This window comes from Bacteroides sp. AM16-24 (assembly GCF_003471885.1).
Classification (GTDB): Bacteria; Bacteroidota; Bacteroidia; order Bacteroidales; family Bacteroidaceae; genus Bacteroides.
This window is the reverse complement of record NZ_QRKI01000013.1, coordinates 36,838-59,315: the sequence shown is the minus strand read 5'-3', so window position 1 is coordinate 59,315 and position 22,478 is coordinate 36,838. Positions and strand designations below refer to the sequence as shown.

Sequence of the window (22,478 nt, the reverse complement as noted above, 5' to 3'; positions counted from 1 at the left end):
ACTATTTCTTATTCTTATGATATAACATCTCTTCTTGTTGCTTCAGATACATAATGTGCGTATCTTCGGGATAGTAGTAATCCATCAGGTCAGCGTTGGAAACTCCGGCGCTTACTCCATGGTAATATCCACGATAATCGGAAAGCTCACGGTTGACTCCGCGGCTGAATTCTTCGCGTTTATCGTTATAGAGTTCATTTTCTTCTATAGGGATATCCCGTATCATGAGCTCCACCTTCTGGCGCAACTTGCGCAGGCGTCGCAGGCGAAGCAGTTCTTTCTGGTGTGAACTGTAAAAGTCGAATGAGTTGGCAGCAACGGCAATCATTTTGATAATGAAAGCCACGAAGAAGCCGATCACGAATGTAAACCCCATCATTTCGAGGGTAGCTATTAATAAATCGAGCATAGTAATTACATTAAATTTAGATGTGAATAAACAATAGGTTGACCAAAGACATGCCAATGGCATACCTCCGGTAAAGGGGGGAGTAACAAGTAGAGTGGTGGTTTAAATCAGAATATGCTTCAACTCGTAGACGTAATATCCGTAAGAATAACGGATAGCGCTGGGAGTGAAAGAGAGGCTGGCATTTTGTTCCACCGGTAAATGAGTGGAGAATATACGTTGCATCTGTCCTACAGACGGATGGATCTTAAGTTTCAGTAATTTCGATGGAGCGTTAGCTTGATTATAAGAGTTCTCCTGAAGGAGGATGCCGTTGATTTTACGTTCATTGTTTTCATCATTAAAGAACGGGCGGTGAGCAATGGTTGAGTAACAATCTGCTGACATTGAAATGAAACATCCTGTTTGTGTAGGGGTGACGGAAGTATCTGTCGAGGCTTCGGTAATCATCCGAAGTGCCGGCTGTTCCTCTTGCAGAATGACAGACATTCCTAGTGAGAGGCACATAAACAGAAATATATAGTGTAGATGTTTCATCATAGCGTCCGTAAACATAACAAATATCTTTGTGTAATGTTGCTTTCCTCCTCAAGAAAATTTTGTTAAATAGAGAACGGTTTCTTTGTGTATGTTCTGCAAATGTGTATATTTGGAATAATATATCTAAATATATTGTAAACCACAATAATTCAAATTCCTATGAGCAGTAATATATTTCTGATTATCGCCGTGGTCACAACTGGTATTTTTGTGATACAGTTCATTCTTTCCATTTTTTTCGGAGACATTGATGCAGATACAGATGTGGATGCCGACATCAGCAGTGTGGTATCTTTTAAGGGATTGACGCACTTCGGTATCGGTTTTGGATGGTACATGTATCTGATTGGAAATACTGACATTCAGAGTTATTCCATTGCCATTTTGATTGGTCTGTTTTTCGTTTTCGCTGTGTGGTTTCTTTATAAAAAAGCCTATCAGTTACAGCAGGTGAATAAGACGGAAAAGACGGAAAAATTAGTAGGCCGAGAATGCACCATTTACTTTGGGCAAGGAAATGGCAGATTTACTGTACAGGCAAGTCGTGATGGAGCTATGCGTGAGATAGATGTAGTATCTGAAACGAATAAGACTTATCAGACAGGTGATAAAACTATTATTACGGGCTATAAGGACGGAACTCTATATATTCAATAAAACAAAACTCAAAAACATAGATTTATGACACAAGAAATGATGATTATGGCCGCCATACTCGTGGCGGTTATCTTACTTACCTTCATTGGTATTCTTTCCCGTTACCGGAAATGTAAAAGTGACGAAGTACTGGTAGTATATGGTAAAACGGGTGGTGATAAGAAGTCAGCCAAGTTGTATCATGGTGGTGCTGCATTTGTGTGGCCGATAATCCAAGGGTATGAATTCCTGTCCATGAAACCGATGCAGATAGACTGTAAACTGACCGGTGCGCTGTCTGCCCAGAATATCCGTGTAGATGTACCGACCACGATAACAGTTGCCATCAGTACTGATGCGGAAGTAATGCAAAATGCTGCTGAGCGTATGCTTGGGCTGACAATAGATGATAAACAGAACCTGATAACGGATGTTGTGTACGGTCAGATGCGTTTGGTCATTGCCGATATGACGATTGAAGAGCTGAATTCCGATCGCGATAAATTCCTTTCTAAAGTAAAGGATAACATCGATACGGAACTTCGCAAATTTGGTTTGTATCTGATGAACATCAACATCAGCGATATCCGTGATGCTGCCAATTATATTGTCAACCTAGGTAAGGAAGCTGAAAGTAAGGCGTTGAATGAGGCTCAGGCAAACATTGAGGAACAGGAGAAACTGGGTGCCATCAAGATTGCCAATCAAATAAAGGAACGTGAGACGAAAGTTGCCGAAACACGTAAAGACCAAGATATTGCCATTGCCGAGACTAAAAAATTGCAGGAAATCTCTGTGGCTAATGCTGATAAGGATCGAATCTCGCAGGTAGCTATTGCCAACGCTGAAAAAGAGTCGCAGGTGGCAAAGGCTGAAGCTGAAAAAAATATCAGGATTGAGCAGGCTAATACGGAAAAGGGAAGCCGTATTGCCGAACTGAATTCTGACATGGAGATTAAGCAGGCGGAAGCAGGAAAGAAAGCTGCTATCGGGCGAAATGAGGCTCAGAAAGCTGTGGCACAATCTGATGCCGAACTGGCTGTAACGCGTGCCAATGCCGACAAACAGGCCGGTGAAGCTGAAGCACGTTCGGAAGCTGCCGTACAGGCTGCCCGCGAAATAGCTCAAAAAGAAGTAGAAGAGGCTAAAGCCCGTAAAGTGGAATCTTCTTTGAAGGCTGAAAAGATTGTACCTGCTGAAGTTGCAAAGCAAGAAGCCATTCTTCAGGCTGATGCTGTTGCCGAAAAGATTACCCGTGAGGCTGAAGCTCGTGCAAAAGCAACTCTGGCACAGGCTGAGGCTGAAGCAAGAGCCATCCAGATGAAGTTGGAAGCTGAGGCTGAAGGTAAGAAGAAATCATTGCTTGCTGAAGCTGAAGGTTTCGAGGCTATGGTACGTGCGGCAGAATCTAATCCGGCTATCGCTATCCAATATAAGATGGTAGATCAATGGAAAGAAATTGCCGGAGAACAGGTGAAAGCATTCGAACACATGAATTTAGGAAACATTACTGTATTCGATGGTGGAAACGGAGGTACAAGCAACTTCCTGAATACATTGGTGAAGACAGTGGCTCCGAGCCTCGGTGTACTGGACAAACTACCTATTGGCGAGACCGTAAAGGGAATCATCCATCCGGAAGGAAAGGAAGATAAACAGGAAACCCAAAAGGATGAACCAAAGAAAGACGATAAGAAGAAATAATCAGATAACCTTGTCTGCTAAAAAAAAAGCGAAGAATTCACAATGGGGCGGATTCTTCGCTTTTGTTTTATAGAATAGTTTAGGTCTTTATATTCCCAGTTGTTCTTTCAATAGCCGGTAGCCCGTCAGGCTAACCCGTAATTTAGTTCCGTTTTTCAATAACACTTGGTAGGTTTCTTTTCCGAATAGTTCTACCCGCGATATCTGTGTCACGTTTACAATGGTGGAACGATGGATACGCACAAAGTTGTCACTTGGCAGATGTCCTTCAAAATACTTCATGGTTTGCTCTTTGATGTACTCTCCTGTGGGGGTGATCAAAGTCGCATAATCTCCACACGCCTGGATATATAGCAGTTCATCTACTTTGATGATATGTATTCGTGCCCCGTCTTTTACAGTAATGCGATCAATGGTTTCCTCTTGCTCTTCCGTTTTTTCTGCTTTTACGGATTGCGGTACAATGAATTCATCTTCTTGTGCTTCCGGGGCTTTCACTACTATCAGGTGATACCACAATATAATGGCTATCCATGTCGGTATGCCGAACAGAAGTCTGAAAGGTATGGTAGAGGCAAAAGAGATATAAGGTATTCCTGCAATTCTTACCATAATGTCGCAGACCATGAAGCTGCCCGCAATCCAGAGCAATATTCCTGATACAACCGTAATGACATTTGTCTGGAGAATGGATACTTGGCCTACTACAAACCAAGCCAGGTATGCCAGTGCCGCAAGCCATCCGATTGTTGTGATTCCGTCGATGATGGCAGGTAGCCAGTCAGCTCCGGTATATCCCCACAACAGGGTTGCCTGGATGATTGCCAGAACCAATGCAAGCACAAGCATCGGAAACCAACGATAAGGATAATCTATAATTGGATGTGCTCTCATAGGATTAGCCTTTAATCTCTAATCCACCGAAGGAAATATTTCCACGGATTATTAGTGTACTTTCTTTATTAATATTTGCTCCTTGCCAACGCTTATCCTCGCATCCGCCGGCAAAAGCATTACATTGAGGTACAACATTCCAGTCTGAAGGAATGTACAACTCTATTCCACTACAAGTACAGTCGATATCAATATAGGTTTCTCCCGGTGCAAGATGCGTGTGGCGTAGATCAATGACGGTTCCTCCGAATGAAGCCCGGATACTGGCTCCTTTGAACAATTCATCCAATACGACATGACGTACAGAACCAAAAGCATTGTCGGAACGCAGATAACCGTTTTCCGATTCGCATTGTTGCTCATTGTTTTCCATATTCATGTGCATATGTCCACCTCTTCTTTTAGCCCAGTCCTGGTAACGGCCGTTCATATGGCTTTTCATCCAGCGTTCTCTACGGCGGGATTTTACAAAGAACAAAATACCCGCCACAATCAGTGCAACAGGCCAGACAATGGTTTGTGAGTTCTCCGGTAACCACGATAATCCTCCAACTAAAAAATAAACACCTATCAGGGTGAGGATAGAACCGCTCAGATAATGGCGGCGCGTTATCGTGTAGATACCTAATACAATAAGAAGGCTATGCCAGGATACCACTATGCTAAATAAGTCATACGTAATCCAACCTACGTTACGGGCAAACAGTAATATTCCGGAGATGATGAAGAGTGAAGCTATCAGTGCTTTGCCCGATAAACCTGCATGAGACGGGAAGTTTTGTTTCTTTTCCATTATTTCTATTGTTATTGATTCATGGCTCAAAGGTAAGCGAATTATTCATCCCTGTATAGCCCTTCCGGGTGATTTCCGGTAGAAAAGCCGATGAGTTCCGGGTATGAATCGGTGAATTCGGAGGGCTTCCGTACGATATCGACATAGATTTGTTCTATTTTTATATAGGTCATTCATAGATTCCGCTATTTTTGTTTTGCAAAACAGGAACCTTATAACAAAATTGTACGGTATGAAAAAGACTCTCTTATCAATAGTAATGTTGTGGATATTGTTGCTCCTTTTATTTCTGGCTCCCGGATTGTTGTTCGCACAGGATATCCATTTTCAAACATTCGGAGTAGAAAATGGCATCTCGCAACCAACAGTTACATCTATTTATCAGGATGAATTCGGAATAATCTGGATAGGTACTAAAGATGGTTTGAACCGTTATAACGGTACCGATTTTTATATATTCCGTCCGATTGAGAATGATAAACATAGTCTTTATAATAATAATATAGGTACGATTTGTGGTGATAAGGATGGGCATATTTATATTCGTTGCAAGTATGCCGTAGTTGAATATGATATTAAGAAGAATATTTTTCATACGATTCGCGATAATAACATTCAGGCCATTAGTTACGGTAACTCTCGGCTGTGGGCTTGTACCAGAGACTCTTTATTCACCTATAACCGTGCGGAAGATAAGTTGGAATATTATTATCACCTGGAGGATGTACGCATGTCCTGTGTGACCGAAGACCATGAAGGGAACCTATATGTAGGAACTATGAATAATGGCTTGTACATGCTGGACAGTAATAAGAAATGGCTTAATTATCTCCCAACAAAGGATATAACCTGTATTTATGAAGATTCCAAAAAGAATATTTGGGTAGGTACCAAAGATGATGGGCTTTTCCGATTGGACAGGAACGGTGGAAAAACAAACTATGTGCATGCACCTTATAAGAATGGACTTTCAAGCAATTATGTCCGTTGTGTGGTCGAAGATAACTTGGGTAACTATTGGGTGGGGACTTTTAAAGGTTTGGATAAATTGGATGTCACCACCAATACTTTCACCAATTACAGTGAAGATAATAAACCTTATAGCCTGAGTAATTCTTCCATCATCTGTATGATGAAGGATCAGCAAGGAACTTTCTGGATTGGCACTTATTACGGTGGGGTTAATCTGTTTAATCCGGACTATGAGATTTATACCTATTATTATTCCGATGAATCTCAGCAAGGAAAGCTGACCTCTCCTTTTGCCGGACGAATGAAAGAAGACTCTAAAGGAAATATCTGGATTGCAACGGAAGGTGGTGGAGTGAACTATCTCGATCGAAAAACAAGAAGCTTCGCAGAGTTTAAGCATGATATAAATAAGAATTCCCTTGCATCCAATACGGTACAATCTCTGCATTTGGATGAGGAAAACCAGACTCTGTGGGTAGGTACATTACGAGGAGGATTGGATAAATTGGACTTGAAAACGCATCAGTTTACCAATTACAGGCATATTCCGGGGAAAGAGAATTCGTTGATCAATGATGTAGTACGCAAAGTTATTCCGTATAAAGGAAATCTTTTGCTGGCAACCCATAACGGAATAGGTTTGTTTGATCCTCAAACAGGAGAGTGCACAAAGCTACTGAAAGATAGTAGACTCAATAACAGACAGATCATTGATATGCTTCTTGACAGGAACAATAATTTATGGTTCTCTTATTCATTGGGACTGGTTAAATATAATCTTGAAACCCGGAAACGAGATGAGTATTTCGTTCCTAATAGTTCAAACCGGGTTATAGGCAGTAATTTGATAAATGTACTTTTTGAAGATAAGAAAGGTAATATCTGGGCAGGTTCTTCGGGAGATGGTATATTCCTATATGAGCCGGATAACAATTCATTCAAACCGTTTAACTCACACAATTCGGACCTGATCAATGATTATATCCTTGATATAAAAGAGTCTTTGTCCGGCTATCTCCTGATAGCCAGTAATCAGGGCTTTTCACGTTTTGATATGGAGAACCAGCGCTTTTATAACTATAATAAACAGAATGGTTTTCCGATGACGGCATTGAACCCTTACGGATTGTTTGTGGCCAGCGATAATGAGATATTCCTTTCCGGTCCCAAGATGATGATATCTTTCTTTGAAAAAGAATTGAATTCTTATGTAAAGCCCTATCAGCTTAACTTTACCTCATTGGAAGTGAATAACCAGGTTATATTGCCGAATGATGATTCCAATATTCTCTCTGAGTCTATTTTGTATCAGCCACAAATTACGCTGAATCATAACCATTCCATCATCACTATAAATTTCTCGTTGTCCAATTATGTATCGGTACTGAGAAACCGGATTTACTATAAATTGGAGGGATTTGATAAAGACTGGATGAGTGCAGGTTATCGTAAAGGCATTACTTACACCAACCTGAATCCGGGTAGGTATAAGCTAAAGATAAAGAGCTCTGAGGAATATTCCGGTAAAGAAAGTATTTTTAAGGAAATCGATATTGTGGTGAAGCCACCTTTTTACAAATCTGTCTGGGCATATTGTATTTATGTTATTATTGTGATTGTATCTGTCTATATAGTGGTTAGTTTCTATTCTTCCAAATTAAAGTTGCGGGCTTCACTTGAATACGAGAAGAAAGAGAAGAAACAGATAGAAGAACTGAACCAGTCTAAACTTCGCTTTTTTACCAATATTTCACATGAATTTCGTACTCCGCTCACATTGATTGTGAGTCAGTTGGAGATGTTGATGGAAAGGAATGATATTCAGCCGTTAGTGTACAATAAACTGGTAAATATTCATCGGAATACCTTACGTATGAAGCGCCTGATAACCGAGCTTCTTGATTTCAGGAAACAAGAACAGGGTTTCGAAAAGTTCAAATACAGCAAGCAGGATATTTATGCGTTCCTGGATGAAATCTATCTGTCTTTCAAAGAGTATGCACGGGGTAAACAGATTAATCTTGAATTTCTTAATAAGGATAGGAATCTGGAAGTCTGGTTTGATGTAGTACAGCTTGAAAAGGTGATTTATAACTTGCTGTCCAATGCTTTCAAATATACATCTCTGGGTGGTACAGTCTCCTTATCAGTACAGGAATATGAAAATAGTGTGGTTATTCTTATTTCAGATACGGGTATCGGTATTGCCGAAAAGAGTCTGGATAAGATATTCGATCGTTTTTATCAGGTCGACAGCACGGACAACCAGAAAGGTACGGGCATAGGATTGGCACTTGCTAAAAGTATAATTGAAGCCCATAAAGGCAAAATCAGTGTGCGGAGCATGGAGGGAAAGGGAACCACTTTTGTGGTTGAATTGCCTTTGGGAGATAGTCACATTGCTGATTCACAAAAAGTGGCAACTCCCGATATCGATTCATCATGCATTTCAGAATTGACCATGTATGGTGACAAGGCACTGACTGATGTGATGGATGATGAGAATCCTGCTAATGAATCCGAAGATACGAAGAGTAAAATCCTGATTGTTGAAGACAATGAAGAACTCAGAGGTTTACTGGTTCGTCTGTTCTCCAAAGTATATTCCGTTTGCGAAGCGCAGGATGGTGAAGAAGGACTGGAAAAAACAAAAGAAATACAGCCCGATATTGTACTGAGCGATATCATGATGCCCAAGATGTCCGGTATAGAAATGTGCAGGAAGATAAAGAGTAATTTCGAAACATCCCATATCCCAGTGATATTACTGACGGCCCAGACAGCCGAAGAATATACAATGCAAGGGTTAAAAATGGGTGCAGATGACTATGTGACTAAACCTTTTAATGTGAAACATTTGTTTATGCGTTGTAACAATCTGGTAAACAGCAGAAAGCTGTTGCAGAAAAAATATGCAAAACAAATGGATAACAATGTGGATATACTGGCTACGAATAGCGCAGACCATCAGTTCATGGAACAATGTGTAGCGTGTATTGAACAAAATTTGGATAATCCGGATTTTGATGTGAATATGTTTGCCCAGGCTATGAATACCGGCCGTACCAAACTCTTCCTGAAGATTAAGGGTATCACAGGGCAGACACCCAATGACTTCATTCTGAATATCAGATTGAAGAAGGCGCAGATGCTACTGAAACAGATGGATACGAAGACTGTTTCGGAGATAGCATATGAAGTTGGCTTCAACTCCCCAAGCTATTTCATAAAACGTTTCAGGGAGTTGTTCGGGGTGACTCCCGCCCAATATCAGAAAGGAGAAGAATAAGTTTACTATTATAATTGATACTATGAAAACAAGATTATTGTGTGCTTTATGTGCATTCTTTCCGTTGTCTCTGTTGGCGGCAAAGGTTCATAAGATAACTCCTATCACTACCGATAAGGATATCAGGATTGAAGTAATGTTGTCTGCTGAGGCGAACGAAAGTTTGTCCCTTGATGCTGTAATTACGCATGCCCGAAATAAGGCGATATTGTGCAGCCATTCCGGAGAATTTTATTTTAAGAATAAAGTGGATACAACGGTGGTCTGGAAAATAGACCAATTGACTCCTGAACTATGGAGTCCTGTTAATCCTGCACTTTATGACTTGGAAGTAAAGGCAGGTACTGAAACTTTGCATAAGCGGATTGGATTCAGAAAGTTCGAGATGCGGGATGGTGTATTTTATTTGAATGATAAACCTATCTATCTGCGGGGTAATGCCATTAATCCGCCTGAGCGGGGAATACCCGAACAGCTGGAAAGAAGCAAAGACTTTGCACGTGATTATGTTCGCTTTATGAAGAGCCTGAACATAAATATCATCCGTATTCCCGATGATCAGAATTGGATGGATGTGTGCGATGAAGAAGGTATGATGATATTTGCCGGTCGGTATGGTCGCCCCAAACATGCAACCAAGACTGCACCACCGACAGACTTTGACCTGTCACTCAGAACCTATAAGGAGATTGATCTGGGACCGTTCACTTCTCATCCTTCCGTAGTCATCTATATTTTATCCAATGAAATGCCTTATGAAGGTAAAACGGGCGATCTGTATCGGGAGTTCCTGACAAAGATGTGTCGTGAACTCAAGAAATGGGATGATACCAGATTGTATATAGGCAATACCGGTTATGGACTGGGACATTCGGGTGATATCTATGATGTACATAGGTATTGGGGATGGTATTATAATACTTTCCTTACTTATCTCAATATGCGTGATAAGGCGATGTGGCAAAATCCGGGAAGAGTACAACCGATTACTTTTACCGAATGTGTAGGAAACTATACAGGAATAGACGGGCGTTTCAACCTCTGTTCCAGAACCAAACAACCGGGTTCGCAGAAGTGTTGGACAGGACATCTGCCCGATGATGAACAAGCTGGAGCAGCTATGACCTATCAGGCTTTTGTACTGAAGAATGCAACGGAATTGTTCCGTCGGTTGAGAAGTCAAAATAGTTGCTTGGCAGGTACCATGCCCTTTACAATTATATTTCATAACTGGGATGGGGTAAAGTCCTTTGCTGAGATGAAACCGAAACCTGTAGCCTGGCAATATCAGATCAGCTATCAGCCTGTATTACTGAGTTGGGAGAATTGGCAGTCGCAGATTTATGCAGGGAGTAAGCTTGCGGTGGTAGCCCATGTCGTCAATGACGATGATTATGGCAATGATTTGGATGAAGTTCATTTGCAGTGGTGGATTGAAAAGGAAGGTGAGAAAGTATTGGCGGGAGAGGTCGATCTTCCATCTGTTCCTTATTATGGCACTTGTAAGAGGCCTTTGTCAATAGATATTCCTCAGAATCTGGTTTCGGGAGATTATATGCTGAAAGGTGAGATTTGGTCGAAAGGCAGGAAGGTGTCCTATAATGAGAGTGAATTGTTCATAGCCGGAAAAGACTGGAGGGATACAGAGGTGATAAAGAAAACCATTTATGTGTACGATTCTTCGGCAGGAGAGCAAACCTTGAACTGTTTGCAAAAACTCGGTTACCCTGTAAAAGCGGTTCGTATGGTTAAGGAATTACCCCGGAACTCTACCTTAATTCTGGCTAAGAATTCATGGGATGATTCACTGGATAATCAGTCAGGGCAGTTGAAAGAATATGTAAGTAAGGGTGGACGCATTATTTGCCTGCAACAAGATGCTACAACATTCAATCAATCGTGGTTGCCAACTTCCGTGGAGTTTCTGAAAGACAGCAATAATGATCCGGTTTATCTTTCACCGTCTCTGGCCTATGCGGATGGTATGAATATCAATCTCGAACGTCCGTATCATCCGGTTTTTAGCGGATTAACCCCTAAGCAGTTCCGCCTTTGGTCCGACTATACCTCCTATAATGAATCGAAGAAAGGCTTTCCTGCCATTTATCCGGTGGACAAAGGATATGATCTTCGTGAATCCGGGATGGAGAATGTAGCCGTCCTTGCCAACTATAGCCGTGCTTTGGCTGCGACAGCCTTGTCGGAGATGTTTATGGGTGAAGGCTCCATACTGTTGTCTGGTTTCGATTTGATTAATCATTGCGGAGTAGACCCCGTAGCTGATAAACTTCTTTTTAATATGCTTCGTTATATGTCTGTCGACAAGCAGCATGAACCGTATGTGGTAGTGACTGACTCAATTATCTGGGGAGATTATGCTTCCGAACGGGGAATCGTGAACGCACCTTGTAATGGCCTGATGGTAAACACTGTTCCTATCATTCCAAAAGGACAGGAGCATGCCCCCAGATATGAAGTGAAGATTGATGAATATGGTTACCAGTACGCCGGTGCTTATGGTGGGTGGAATTCAAAACCGGGTGTGCAATATGTACCTTATGGAAGAAGACCTATGGCTCCATTCACTTTTTCAAAAGGAGGAAGCCCGTTGATCAGTAAATCATCTACCAGCGGTGAAGGATATTTCTACATGACATTGTCCGGGAAGAAGAAAATCATGATTACCATATTGGAGAATCCTGTGGACGAGCCTCTTTACATCAGCATCACCGTCAATGACAAAACAACAGGGAACTATGTGCTTCAACCCAAGCAACAGTTAAGTGTCGAAACAGATATCTCGCATATAAAGAATACAATGAAAGTTTCCCTGAAAGGAGACCGTCGGGTGATATTACTGAAAACAATATTAAGTACAGAGCGTCCGGATCATGCAGAATAAGGTTTCTGATAGTTGCCAATAAGTAGGCAAGACCTTGCCACCGTATTGGCAACATATTGCCACCCTGTTGGCAAAACTTTGCCAATCCGATGGCAAAATGCCAGTATTAAACACGACTGTACAAAGTTGCTTCATAAAAGAACGATTGTTATATGTCTTCACTCGGTAAACGGACATCTTTGCAGAGTCATTTTTAAACCGAATTGAACTATGAAACGCATTTTATTTTCTTTATTTTTATTTCTGGCCAGCATCGTTGTTTTTGCTGACGGTGGGTTTACGGTTGCCGATGTTTTTACGGATCATATGGTATTGCAGCGTAATGCAAACGTGAAGATCTGGGGAGAGGCGGCAGACGGTTCGCAGGTTGAAGTGTTGTTTGAAGGACACAGTCGGAAAAGTAAGGCTGTTGATGGAAAATGGATGGTCACACTAAGGACCGGAGAAGCCGGAGGACCTTATAAATTAGAAGTTATAAATGGTAATAATAAGGTTAGTTTTAGAGATGTTTTCGTAGGTGACGTATGGCTGGCGGGTGGTCAGTCAAATATGGAGTTTGCTTTGCGCAGGGTGAAGGATGCGAAGGCGGAAATCGATTTGGCTGATTATCCTCAGATACGTTATTATAAAGTACCGAGAAAATATTATCCGGGACACGAAGTACCTGAAACATCCTGGAAGACTTGTACTCCTGAGACAGCACCAGAGTTTGCAGCTGTTGCTTACTACTTTGCGAAGAATCTGCATAAAGATTTGAATATTCCTATCGGTATCATTCAGCTACCCGTAGGAGGAACGACGGTTGAGGCGTGGACGAGCCGGAAGTTGCTGTTGTCCGATAAAGACTTCCACCCTATCATAGAGCGTTATGATAGTATTGCTGATGCTTATCAGTCTGGAGAGTACGAGAAGATATATGACCGTTATATTAAGTCTTTGGCAGAGTATAACAAATTATCAGCAGAAAAGAAACAATACATTGGTAAACCTACGGAGCCTATGGGAAAATGGAACTTTCGTCGTCCGGTTGGTTTATCCGAAACGATGTTGAACGTTGTCAGTCCATATACTCTGAAAGGATTTATTTTCTATCAGGGAGAGTCGAATACAGCACGTGGGGCACAATATCGTAAACTGTTCCCCGCTATGATAAAGGAGTGGAGGGCATCGTGGGGACAGGGAGATATTCCTTTCCTGTTTGTACAGTTACCTCGATTTGAAACAAAGACCCGTTACTGGAATGAGTTGCGTGAGGCGCAATACCTCACCTCACTGCATGTGAAGAATACAGGTATGGCCGTTGCTTTTGACCAGGGAAATCCCAAAGATATTCATCCGATTGTGAAAGACACAGTTGGCTGGCGCCTTGCACAGATGGCTTTGGGTAAAGTTTATGGTAAGAAGATCGTTTATCAGGGGCCTGAATTTAGAAAGAAGACGAAAACAGGAGACGGCAGTTTACTTCTGGAATTTGCGAATGCGGGTACGGGGATTATTGCCAAAGACGGTTCTTCCTCGCTTTCCGGATTTATGGTTGCCGGTAAAGACGGTCAGTTTTATCCGGCTGAAGCAGTGATTGTCGATAACAATCGGGTACGTGTAAAGAGCAATCAGGTAAATGATCCTGTAGATGTCCGTTATCTCTGGGTGAATAGTGGATACATGAATTTCTTTAATAAAGAAGGCTTTCCCGCCCTTCCCTTCCGCACGGATAAATACAGGTTGGAAACGGAAGGCGTATGTGTCAATCCTGAACCGATGATACCCCAGCTTGATCTGTTCCTTTTCATTGGCCAGTCCAACATGGCAGGACGGGGATATATTACTGATAACTATAAAGGCAGTATAAAGGATGTATACTTGCTGACTCTGAACGGTGATATGGAACCTGCAAGGAATCCTTTAAATAAGTATTCTACTATCCGCAAGCAAATAGATCTGCAAGGAGTAGGCCCGGCCTATTCTTTTGCAAAGGCCATTGCAGACAAAACGAAGCATAAACTTGGGTTAGTGGTTAATGCACGCGGAGGGAGTTCTATAAATTCGTGGTTGAAAGGAGCTAAGGATGATTATTATGGAGAAGCTTTGTCACGTATACGCCAGGCCATGAAGTATGGAACGTTGAAAGCGATTATCTGGCATCAGGGTGAAGCCGATAGTCGGAATCCGGAAGCGTATATGGCGAAGTTACAAAAGTTGGTTGCCGATTTGCGGGAAGATCTGGGAGATACAAAGCTCCCCGTCATTGTAGGAGAGATTGCCGAATGGCGGGTGAATGGGACTTCGGATGCATTTAATAAGATGTTGCGTACGGTTCCCCGGCATATTCCCTATTCCTATTGTGTGTCATCCCAGGAATTGGTGCCCCTGATCAATGAAAATGACCCTCATTTTAGTGCTGACAGTCAGATAATCCTTGGTAGGAGATATGCTGAAGCGGCTTATAAAGCCTGTTACTCTAAAAGAATAGAAATACCCATTAAAAGATAATTTATGAGCTTGAAGAAACAACTATTTTTAGTCTGTGGTGCTATTGTTATGCCCTTTTTAGGGCTACATGCAGATAATGTCAATGTAGCATTACACAAACCGGTCACTGCCTCATCGCAGCAGAAAGAGTTTCCGGCATCCAATGTGACGGATGGAATCGTTTCGCGTAAATCTACCTGGATGAGTGGTAAAAGTGCGCGTCCACCCCATACACTGGATATTAATCTCGAGAGATATTATAATATAAACCGGGTTGTTATCTATACAGGAATTCCGGATGCCGAACAAACAGAGCAGGAGAAAGGAAAAGCACCGGGATTCTGGTCGGTGAAGAATTTTAAGATTCAATACTGGGATGATGCCAACTGGACGGACCTGCCGGATACGGAATGCACGGAGAACAGGTTGGATAAGCTTGAGTTCACCTTTCATCCGGAGTTGCTCACTTTTCAGATTCGTCTGGTATCTACCGATGGTGAACCGATCCGGATTAATGAGTTTGAAGTATACGGTAAGGAAAAGGCGGGTATGCCGATTCCTGTTACTACAGGTGAAGCTCCAAGAGCTTTCCAGGAACCTTTGGAAAAGGAAATGCAGGTGACGGTGGCTAAAGAAATTATTGGTAAGTCCATGAAATATGTGGCTTACAATCAAGGATATTATTTACCCGGAAGTAATGTTTCCGGTTGGCTTGAATACTCTAATGTGAACAGTGTGCGCGTATGGACTTCTCTGAACGATTATATTCCCCAGTCCGTTGTGCTCAATGATAAAGAACTCTCTACATTGGAGGCTTTTGATTCCTGCAAGAATGAGTTGCGAAACAATCCGGAGCATAATCGTTTCATTCAATGGGAACCTATCCTGGCGAAGTGTGGGGAAGCACATTTTTCTACCAATTCCATGGTATTCGAATACACGTTGAAAGAATTGAAGCGTCTGAATATCGATGCTATTCTTCAGATAAATTCCACCGATTTTGATGGAACGTGGAGTAATAAATGGAAACAGTGGCAGCGTTTCTATGCATTGGCTTTTTATGCGGCTAAGACGGGGGATGTAACCATGTACGCCATGCACAACGAACCGAATCATCGCCATGCCGGACCAATGAAGATCACCCAGTATGTAGATGCCATGAAAATAGTTTCGGATGCTGTTTATTGTGCCGTGCAGGATGTGAACAGGCTGTATGGGAAGAATCTGAAATCACGTTTTGTGAGTCCGGTTACAGCGGGTTCCAATACAAACTGGTGGGCCGAAGTCGTGAAGAATCTGCGTATCGACTATCGCGGCTTGCCTTCGGACAGGGACTTGATGGATATATTTTCTACCCACTCTTATAATCTTCCGGCAGCAGGTTATGCGTCCAAGGTTTCTGATATAAGAAAGATTATAGTGGAAAATCATCCTTTGAAACAACCGCTTCCGATCGTTTATACGGAAACAGGGCGTTGGATGAATGCATATCTGATCGATAAGGAAGAGACGATGGATTCTCCTTCCTTGTTCACAGAGTGGGCCGGTGAATATACAAACAATACGCTCAATCAAGGGTATGGAATGTGGGCTTTTAAGTTTGCCAATACTACCAGCGGAACATATCCGCGTGGCATTAAGTCAGGACATCACTTTATCTGGCAAGGCAAACGGATTGTGGAGGATGCCTATACCAATGTGGCATTGGGTAAGAAAGTAATGGATCTGACTTCATCTCGCCCAGTAGCGGTGAAAGTAGTAACCGATGGTAATAAGGCAGATGCTTCCATGTGGGTGTCTCAAGATACAGATGCAGAGAAATGCCTGGAAATCAATCTGGGAAAAAGTACTTCATTGGGTGGGGCTGTAGTCTATACGGGTTCGGCATATGGAGTTTATACGGCTCCCGACCGGGTGAAGAAATTCCGTTTGCAGTATTGGGACGGTACCGGATGGGCGGATATAAAAGAAACCGTTGAGAAAGATGCACGTTATGCTCAATCCTTTTTTCTGTTCGATGTTCCTGTAACTACTTCCAAAGTCCGCTTTGTTGCAACGGATAAGGGGAGTATCAAAGTAAGGGAAATCAAACTGTTTGATGCGGAGTCCGTCAAAGAGATTCCTTTCTCTTTTGATATAAGTGGCATTCAGCGTACGGGTGAAGTTGTTCGCCTATTTGCAAAAGGATTTAAGGAAGAACGCCCGTTGCTGAATACTGTGAAGTCGGTTGCTGATAATGATGTGGATGCAATAACTTCTTTTAATCCGGAAGAAATGAGATATTATGTATGGCTGGTACAACGGAAACTCTCTTCAAACCATCTCACATTGGACCTGAAGCCGCTGAACCTTCCGGCAGGAACCAAGGTGATTGCCGAGGAAGTAAGTGCAAATGCTTATGGTGAAGTGGTCTGGATAAAAGAAACCTCAGAAGAAGGACAGCTTTCGTTTGAACTTCCTGCCCAGAGTGTAATGCTCCTTACCATTCCTATCTGTTCCAATGCTACAAAGACACTGGTGGCAACGGCGGATGCAACCGTTAAGGCCGGGGCAAATAGTGAGAAAAACTTTGGTAAAGCCAAAGTGATGAATATAGAAATGAATGCTTCCCGAGCCAACGGCAATCAGGTTAGCTATCTCAAGTTCGACTTGTCGGGTATGAATAAAGAGGAAATGAATGCCGCTATACTCCGGCTGTATGGCAGCTCGTCAACCACATCTCCCTATCGCTTCCATGTCTACGCGTTGGATAATAGTAATTGGGACGAAAGTACCCTGAACTGGAAGAATGCCCCCAATCTGGAAAAAGCCCAGGTGCGCGTAACCGATGTAGGTAATGCGGCACATGTAGCCGGTGAGATAGTTGTTACTGAAACAGCATCTTGGCATCAGCTTGATGTCACTTCATTGATACGCAAATGCCGGCAGCCGGAAATTACATTTGTATTGATCAGGGAAGTCCGCCAATTGGGAGATGATTCTGATAATAATAAGAATAGTTCTTTCGGAACCAGGGAATCTGTGAATAAACCGGCTCTGATAGTGTGGTAAGCGGAAAAGATTTATTTCGTTCGTACGATTGTGCTTTCTTTCCGTATGATTTTTAGATTCCGATTCTGTGTTTTTTGTGAATTTTGTCTTGTTCCTTTATTAGTAATATATAAATCTAATGTATTAAATGAAAAACTGTTGTTTTAAACTAATCTTATCGGTTGTATTTCTATTGATTATGGCCGATGTACATGCGCAGAACGTGCGGGTAACAGGTGTTGTGTCTGATACGCAAGGTCCGTTGATTGGCGTGAATGTTCGCGTGAAAGATTCTGCAACTGGTGTGATTACCGATATAAACGGTAAATATTCTCTTGAGGTACCTTCGAATTCTACACTTGTGTTTTCGTATATCGGTTATCTGAACCAGGAGCATAAGGTAGGTAATAAAGGTGTTATTAATGTAGTCATGGTAGAGGATACCAAACAACTGGAAGAAGTTGTAGTCGTGGGCTATGGCTATCAGCGGAAAAGTGATGTCGCTACTTCTGTCGCTTCGGTTAAGACGGATGAACTGAAAAGTTACCCGGCAGGAAACGTAGCTGATATGCTTCGTGGACGCGTGGCCGGTGTTAATGTAACAAGTTCGTCGGGAAGGCCGGGTTCCAATCCTAATATTACGGTTCGTGGTAACCGTTCTATCAGTGCATCCAATACTCCTTTGTATGTTATCGATGGTTCTATCTCAGACAGTGAAGAATTCAGTACGCTGAGTGCGGAGAACATCGAGTCCATCGAGATTCTGAAAGATGCCGCTTCGCAGGCTATCTACGGTGCCCGTGCCAGCGATGGTGTTATCCTGGTGACAACGAAACGTGGTAGCCAGGGTAAGATGGAGGTAAGTTACAACGGATATGTAGGTATACAGTCTTTATGGCGCAACTTTGATTTCTACTCACCCGAAGAATATGTAATGTTACGGCGTGAAGCAAAAGCCAATGATAAAGGTGTGATTGATGCACGCGAAATATCCATCGCTGAAGCCTTGGGAGATGATGTCATGCAGCAAGTGTGGGCAAGCGGACAATTTATAGATTGGGAGAAAGAGATGTTGAAGAATGCACTCTATCACAATCATGACGTAACATTGCGTGGCGGAAATGATAAGATACGGATGGCTGCTGGTGTCAATTACTTCGATCAGGACGGAATGGTAACTACAGGTTCTGGTTATCAGAAGGCGGCTTTTCGCCTGAATGTGGATTATAACATTAATAAGTGGATTAGCCTTGGTGTAAACTCGTCTTATGCTCTTACCAAATCCGATCGTGAAGATGGTAGTTTCAGCGAGTTTATCACCCGTACTCCGATTGCACAGATTTATAATGAAGATGGTAGCTATTCACGCTATATTAATTCTAATAATGATGTCAACCCGTTCTATAGAGCGGAAAACTATAAGCGTGAGATTTCCACCAATAGTTACCGTTTGAATGTCTTTCTGGAGTTGAAGCCTTTCAAAGGGTTCAATTACCGCCTGAATACATCGCTCTATAACAGAGAACAGGAAGATGGCGAAGCAAAAGGAGTGAATTATCCGGGTGGTGGAGCTACGGCTAAACTGACTGACAGGGAAGACAGAAGTTATCTGATTGAGAACATCTTTACATACAATGTCCCTATTAAAGACCAGAAGCATAAACTGACGATTACCGCAGTACAGTCTGTTGACCATAAGCAGACAAAGCAGTTGGGCTATGCTACCGACCAATTACCGGTGGATATGGATTGGAACTTCATAGCAAACGGACAGTTTACAGGGTCTCCCATACGTTCCTTTACCGAGAATAACCTGGTTTCTTTCATGGGACGTGCTTCTTATATCCTGATGGATAGATATATTATGAATGTTGCAGTCAGAAGAGACGGCTCCAGTCGTTTCGGAAAGAATAACAAATGGGGTACATTCCCGTCTGTTGCCCTTGCATGGCGTGTGAATCAGGAGAAGTTCCTTCAGAATGCAACCTGGATCGATAATCTGAAACTACGCTTGAGTTATGGTATTGTAGGTAATCAGAATGGTATCGGTAATTATACAACTCTTGGTCTGACTGACAAACTCAGATATGAGTTTGGTGATAATTCCTATATGGGTTATCTTCCCGGAGCAGAACTTACCAATCCTAACCTGAAGTGGGAACAATCCAGAACCGTCAACATGGGCTTGGACTTTGGTTTGTTCCGAAACAGACTGTCGGGTACCATTGAGTATTATAAAACCCGGACTACCGATTTGCTTGTTTATCGTGGATTGAATTCAGCCTTAGGTTACGAAAAGATGCTTGATAATCTGGGAGAAACGAAGTCGAGCGGTATTGATATCAGTGTTAGCGGTGACGTGATTCGTACGAAAGATTTCACATGGAGCCTGGGAGCTAACTTTAGTCAATACTCCAATGAGATCGTTAAGATTGACGATCAGGTGGATGAGAATGGAAAACCGTTGAGCCAGCCTGGAAATAACTGGTTTGTAGGTAAACCTATCAATGTATATTACAATTATGAACCGGACGGTATTTATCAATACACTGATTTTGATATTACCCGTGATGCTTATGGCAAACTGACATATACCTTAAAACCAACCATTGATACAGATGGAGACGGTATACCCGACAAAGTTCTGGAACGTCAGGATGCAGTGGCGCCGGGTTCTGTGAAAGTGAAAGACCTGAATGGTGACGGGAAGATTACGGCAGACGACCGTACTCCTATCTCCAAAGACCCGGACTTTACCCTGTCATTGAACACAAGTCTTAAATGGAAAGGCTTCGACTTCTTTATGGATTGGTATGGAGTATCCGGACGCAAGATTCAGAATGCCTATCTGTCGGATGCAAACAGTGGTGGTTCATTACAGGGAAAATTGAACGGTGTGAAGGTGAATTACTGGACTCCGTTTAATCCTTCAAATGACTTCCCACGTCCTACCCATAATTCGAATGTGACGTATCAGAGTGCCTTGGCCATACAAGATGCCTCTTACATCCGTTTGCGTACTTTGCAACTGGGATATACATTCCCCACCGCCTGGATTAAGAAAATCCAGCTTCAAAAGTTAAGAGTATATGCAACCGCTACGAATCTTCTTACGTTCACAGACTTCCTGTCGTATAGCCCGGAGTTGACTCCCGGTGCATATCCTGAGTCAAGACAGTTTGTGTTTGGAGTAAATTTGTCATTCTAATTATTAAAGACCGAAAAAATGAAGAAAAGATTATATATAGCAGCTTTAGCAATTGCAGCAATTGCGACGTTGCCTTCCTGTGAAGACTTTCTTAATCCTGAATCGAAGACAGACATCACTTACAACTATCTGATAAGTACTCCCGATGGTCTGAGCCGCGCCGTGATAGGATTATACAATATGGAGAGACAGATAGCCAATGGAGATGGAGGTAACCTGTACGTTGTAAATATGTGCGACTATAATACGGACATCATGGTATTCCGTGCCGGAACCAGTGCAGCTATTGCCCGTCTCAATACGCTGTTGCCTAACAATAGCGATGTCGAATCATTCTGGACACACCATTATTCCATTATTGGTAAAGCCAATGAAATCATTGTAAGCGCCGAGAACTTGGGGCTTGATGACGAAGTTGTCCATAAAGCATGGGCTGAGGCTAAGTTCTTCCGCGGGCATGCATACTTTGAGCTATGGAAACGTTTTGAACGTCTCTATCTGAATACACTTCCTACTACGGTAGATAATCTGGTGCGTGACTATAAACCGGCATCTACGGAGGAAATATTCACTCAGATTAAAGGTGACCTGGAAGATGCAATAGCCACTCTTGCCTGGGACATTCCGAATAAGGACTATGGCCGTATCACTAAGGCGGTTGCCAAACATGTGAGAGCGCAGGTAGCCATGTGGGAAAAGGACTATGATAAAGCAATAAAAGAGTGTGAGGATATCTTCAGGGATGGCACGATGTACTCCATGATGCCGAAGACGGAAGATGTTTTCAGCGGGGCGGACCTGCGTAACTCCGAAGTGCTGTGGTCCTACCAATTCTCAGAGAACCTGGGAGGTGGCGGAAGCGGTACTCCATTGATGGGACACCGTCTTGCCATTATTACCACTACCCGCTATCAGTCTAATGCCGGATGTACCTTTGAAGCAGCCCAGGGTGGTTACGGTTGGGGACGTGTTTATCCGAATACTTACTTATTCGGTCTGTATGATAAGGAAAAGGATACCCGCTATGAAAAGCTCTTTATCCACAAGTTCTATTACAATGATCCCACTAATGCCAATTATGGCAAAGAGATACCAGCCGATTTGTATGGCAGTTCCGCCGGATATTTGGAGAAACTGCATCCGATGTCAAAGAAGCATTTTGACCAATGGACCAATGCTACACAGCCTGACAGGACTTCCAGTTTCAAAGACCTGATCGTTTACCGTTTGGCAGAGACCTACCTGATGTGTTGTGAGGCTTACTTCCATCGCGACGGCGGTTCGAGTTCCGAAGCCATCGAATACTATAACAAGACGTGGAGCAGGGCAGGTAATGCTCGTGAGAACGGTCCGCTTACCCTTGATATGATTCTGGATGAATATGCCCGTGAGCTGCATTTCGAAGGAGTACGCTGGCCATTGCTGAAACGTCTTGGACTTCTCTACGACCGGGCTCGTGAACACTCGGGCGACTTGAAGTCGGAAGACCCGTATCTGGATACCGATTATGCCTTGTGTCGTGATTACTTCGTGAAAGGCAAACACGAAATATGGCCTATACCACAGAAGCAGATAGACCTGATGGGAGCAGAAAACTTCCCGCAGAGCGATCCGTGGAAATAGGAGAGTTGA

Annotated in this window: 13 protein-coding genes; 8 read left to right on the top strand and 5 right to left on the bottom strand. The window is 42.7% G+C overall.

From position 1 onward, the window contains the following. Position 1: 1 nt before the first annotated feature. Entirely contained in the window at positions 2-409 is a 408-nt protein-coding gene (locus DW182_RS15105) for a LapA family protein (RefSeq protein ID WP_118296036.1), read from the bottom strand. A 102-nt stretch (positions 410-511) separates the two neighbouring features. Then, positions 512-949 (bottom strand): hypothetical protein, encoded by a 438-nt coding sequence (locus DW182_RS15100; RefSeq protein WP_233564169.1) that lies wholly within the window; start codon positions 947-949, stop codon positions 512-514. 159 nt (positions 950-1,108) lie between these two features. On the opposite strand from DW182_RS15100, the gene DW182_RS15095 reads away from it, so the two are divergent. Next, the gene (locus DW182_RS15095; protein WP_118296034.1) at positions 1,109-1,606 is read left to right on the top strand and encodes a hypothetical protein; all 498 of its coding nucleotides are present in this window, start codon (positions 1,109-1,111) and stop codon (positions 1,604-1,606) included. A 24-nt stretch (positions 1,607-1,630) separates the two neighbouring features. Continuing rightward, positions 1,631-3,289: a flotillin family protein gene (locus DW182_RS15090; RefSeq protein ID WP_118296033.1), complete on the top strand. Its 1,659-nt coding sequence runs from the start codon at positions 1,631-1,633 to the stop codon at positions 3,287-3,289. Between the two features lie 87 nt (positions 3,290-3,376). On the opposite strand, the gene DW182_RS15085 is transcribed toward DW182_RS15090, so the two are convergent. The 3 genes from DW182_RS15085 to DW182_RS22715 are packed head-to-tail and all read right to left on the bottom strand — an operon-like array spanning position 3,377 to position 5,149. Beyond that, on the bottom strand, positions 3,377-4,183 hold the full coding sequence (locus DW182_RS15085) for a LytTR family DNA-binding domain-containing protein (RefSeq protein ID WP_007661610.1): 807 nt from the start codon (positions 4,181-4,183) through the stop codon (positions 3,377-3,379). A gap of 4 nt (positions 4,184-4,187) precedes the next feature. Continuing rightward, a complete protein-coding gene (locus DW182_RS15080; RefSeq protein WP_118296032.1) occupies positions 4,188-4,976 on the bottom strand; it encodes a LiaF domain-containing protein in 789 nt (262 codons plus the stop codon). Positions 4,977-5,017: 41 nt separating this feature from the next. Beyond that, positions 5,018-5,149: a hypothetical protein gene (locus DW182_RS22715; protein ID WP_007661613.1), complete on the bottom strand. Its 132-nt coding sequence runs from the start codon at positions 5,147-5,149 to the stop codon at positions 5,018-5,020. Between the two features lie 86 nt (positions 5,150-5,235). Between DW182_RS22715 and DW182_RS15075 the strand changes: the two genes are divergently transcribed. The 6 genes from DW182_RS15075 to DW182_RS15050 all read left to right on the top strand — a co-directional run bounded on the left by DW182_RS15075 (position 5,236) and on the right by DW182_RS15050 (position 22,469). Next, on the top strand, positions 5,236-9,237 hold the full coding sequence (locus DW182_RS15075; protein WP_118296031.1) for a two-component regulator propeller domain-containing protein: 4,002 nt from the start codon (positions 5,236-5,238) through the stop codon (positions 9,235-9,237). Between the two features lie 22 nt (positions 9,238-9,259). Then, positions 9,260-12,139 carry a glycoside hydrolase family 2 TIM barrel-domain containing protein gene (locus tag DW182_RS15070; protein ID WP_118296030.1) on the top strand — a complete coding sequence of 960 codons (2,880 nt, stop codon included), beginning with the start codon at positions 9,260-9,262 and terminating at the stop codon, positions 12,137-12,139. Positions 12,140-12,349: 210 nt separating this feature from the next. Next, a complete protein-coding gene (locus DW182_RS15065; protein WP_118296029.1) occupies positions 12,350-14,629 on the top strand; it encodes a sialate O-acetylesterase in 2,280 nt (759 codons plus the stop codon). A 3-nt stretch (positions 14,630-14,632) separates the two neighbouring features. After that, a complete protein-coding gene (locus DW182_RS15060) occupies positions 14,633-17,659 on the top strand; it encodes a DNRLRE domain-containing protein (protein WP_118296028.1) in 3,027 nt (1,008 codons plus the stop codon). 127 nt (positions 17,660-17,786) lie between these two features. Beyond that, positions 17,787-20,846: a TonB-dependent receptor gene (locus DW182_RS15055; RefSeq protein WP_009130256.1), complete on the top strand. Its 3,060-nt coding sequence runs from the start codon at positions 17,787-17,789 to the stop codon at positions 20,844-20,846. An 18-nt stretch (positions 20,847-20,864) separates the two neighbouring features. After that, positions 20,865-22,469 carry a RagB/SusD family nutrient uptake outer membrane protein gene (locus DW182_RS15050; protein ID WP_044532415.1) on the top strand — a complete coding sequence of 535 codons (1,605 nt, stop codon included), beginning with the start codon at positions 20,865-20,867 and terminating at the stop codon, positions 22,467-22,469. The last annotated feature ends 9 nt before the right edge of the window (positions 22,470-22,478 follow it).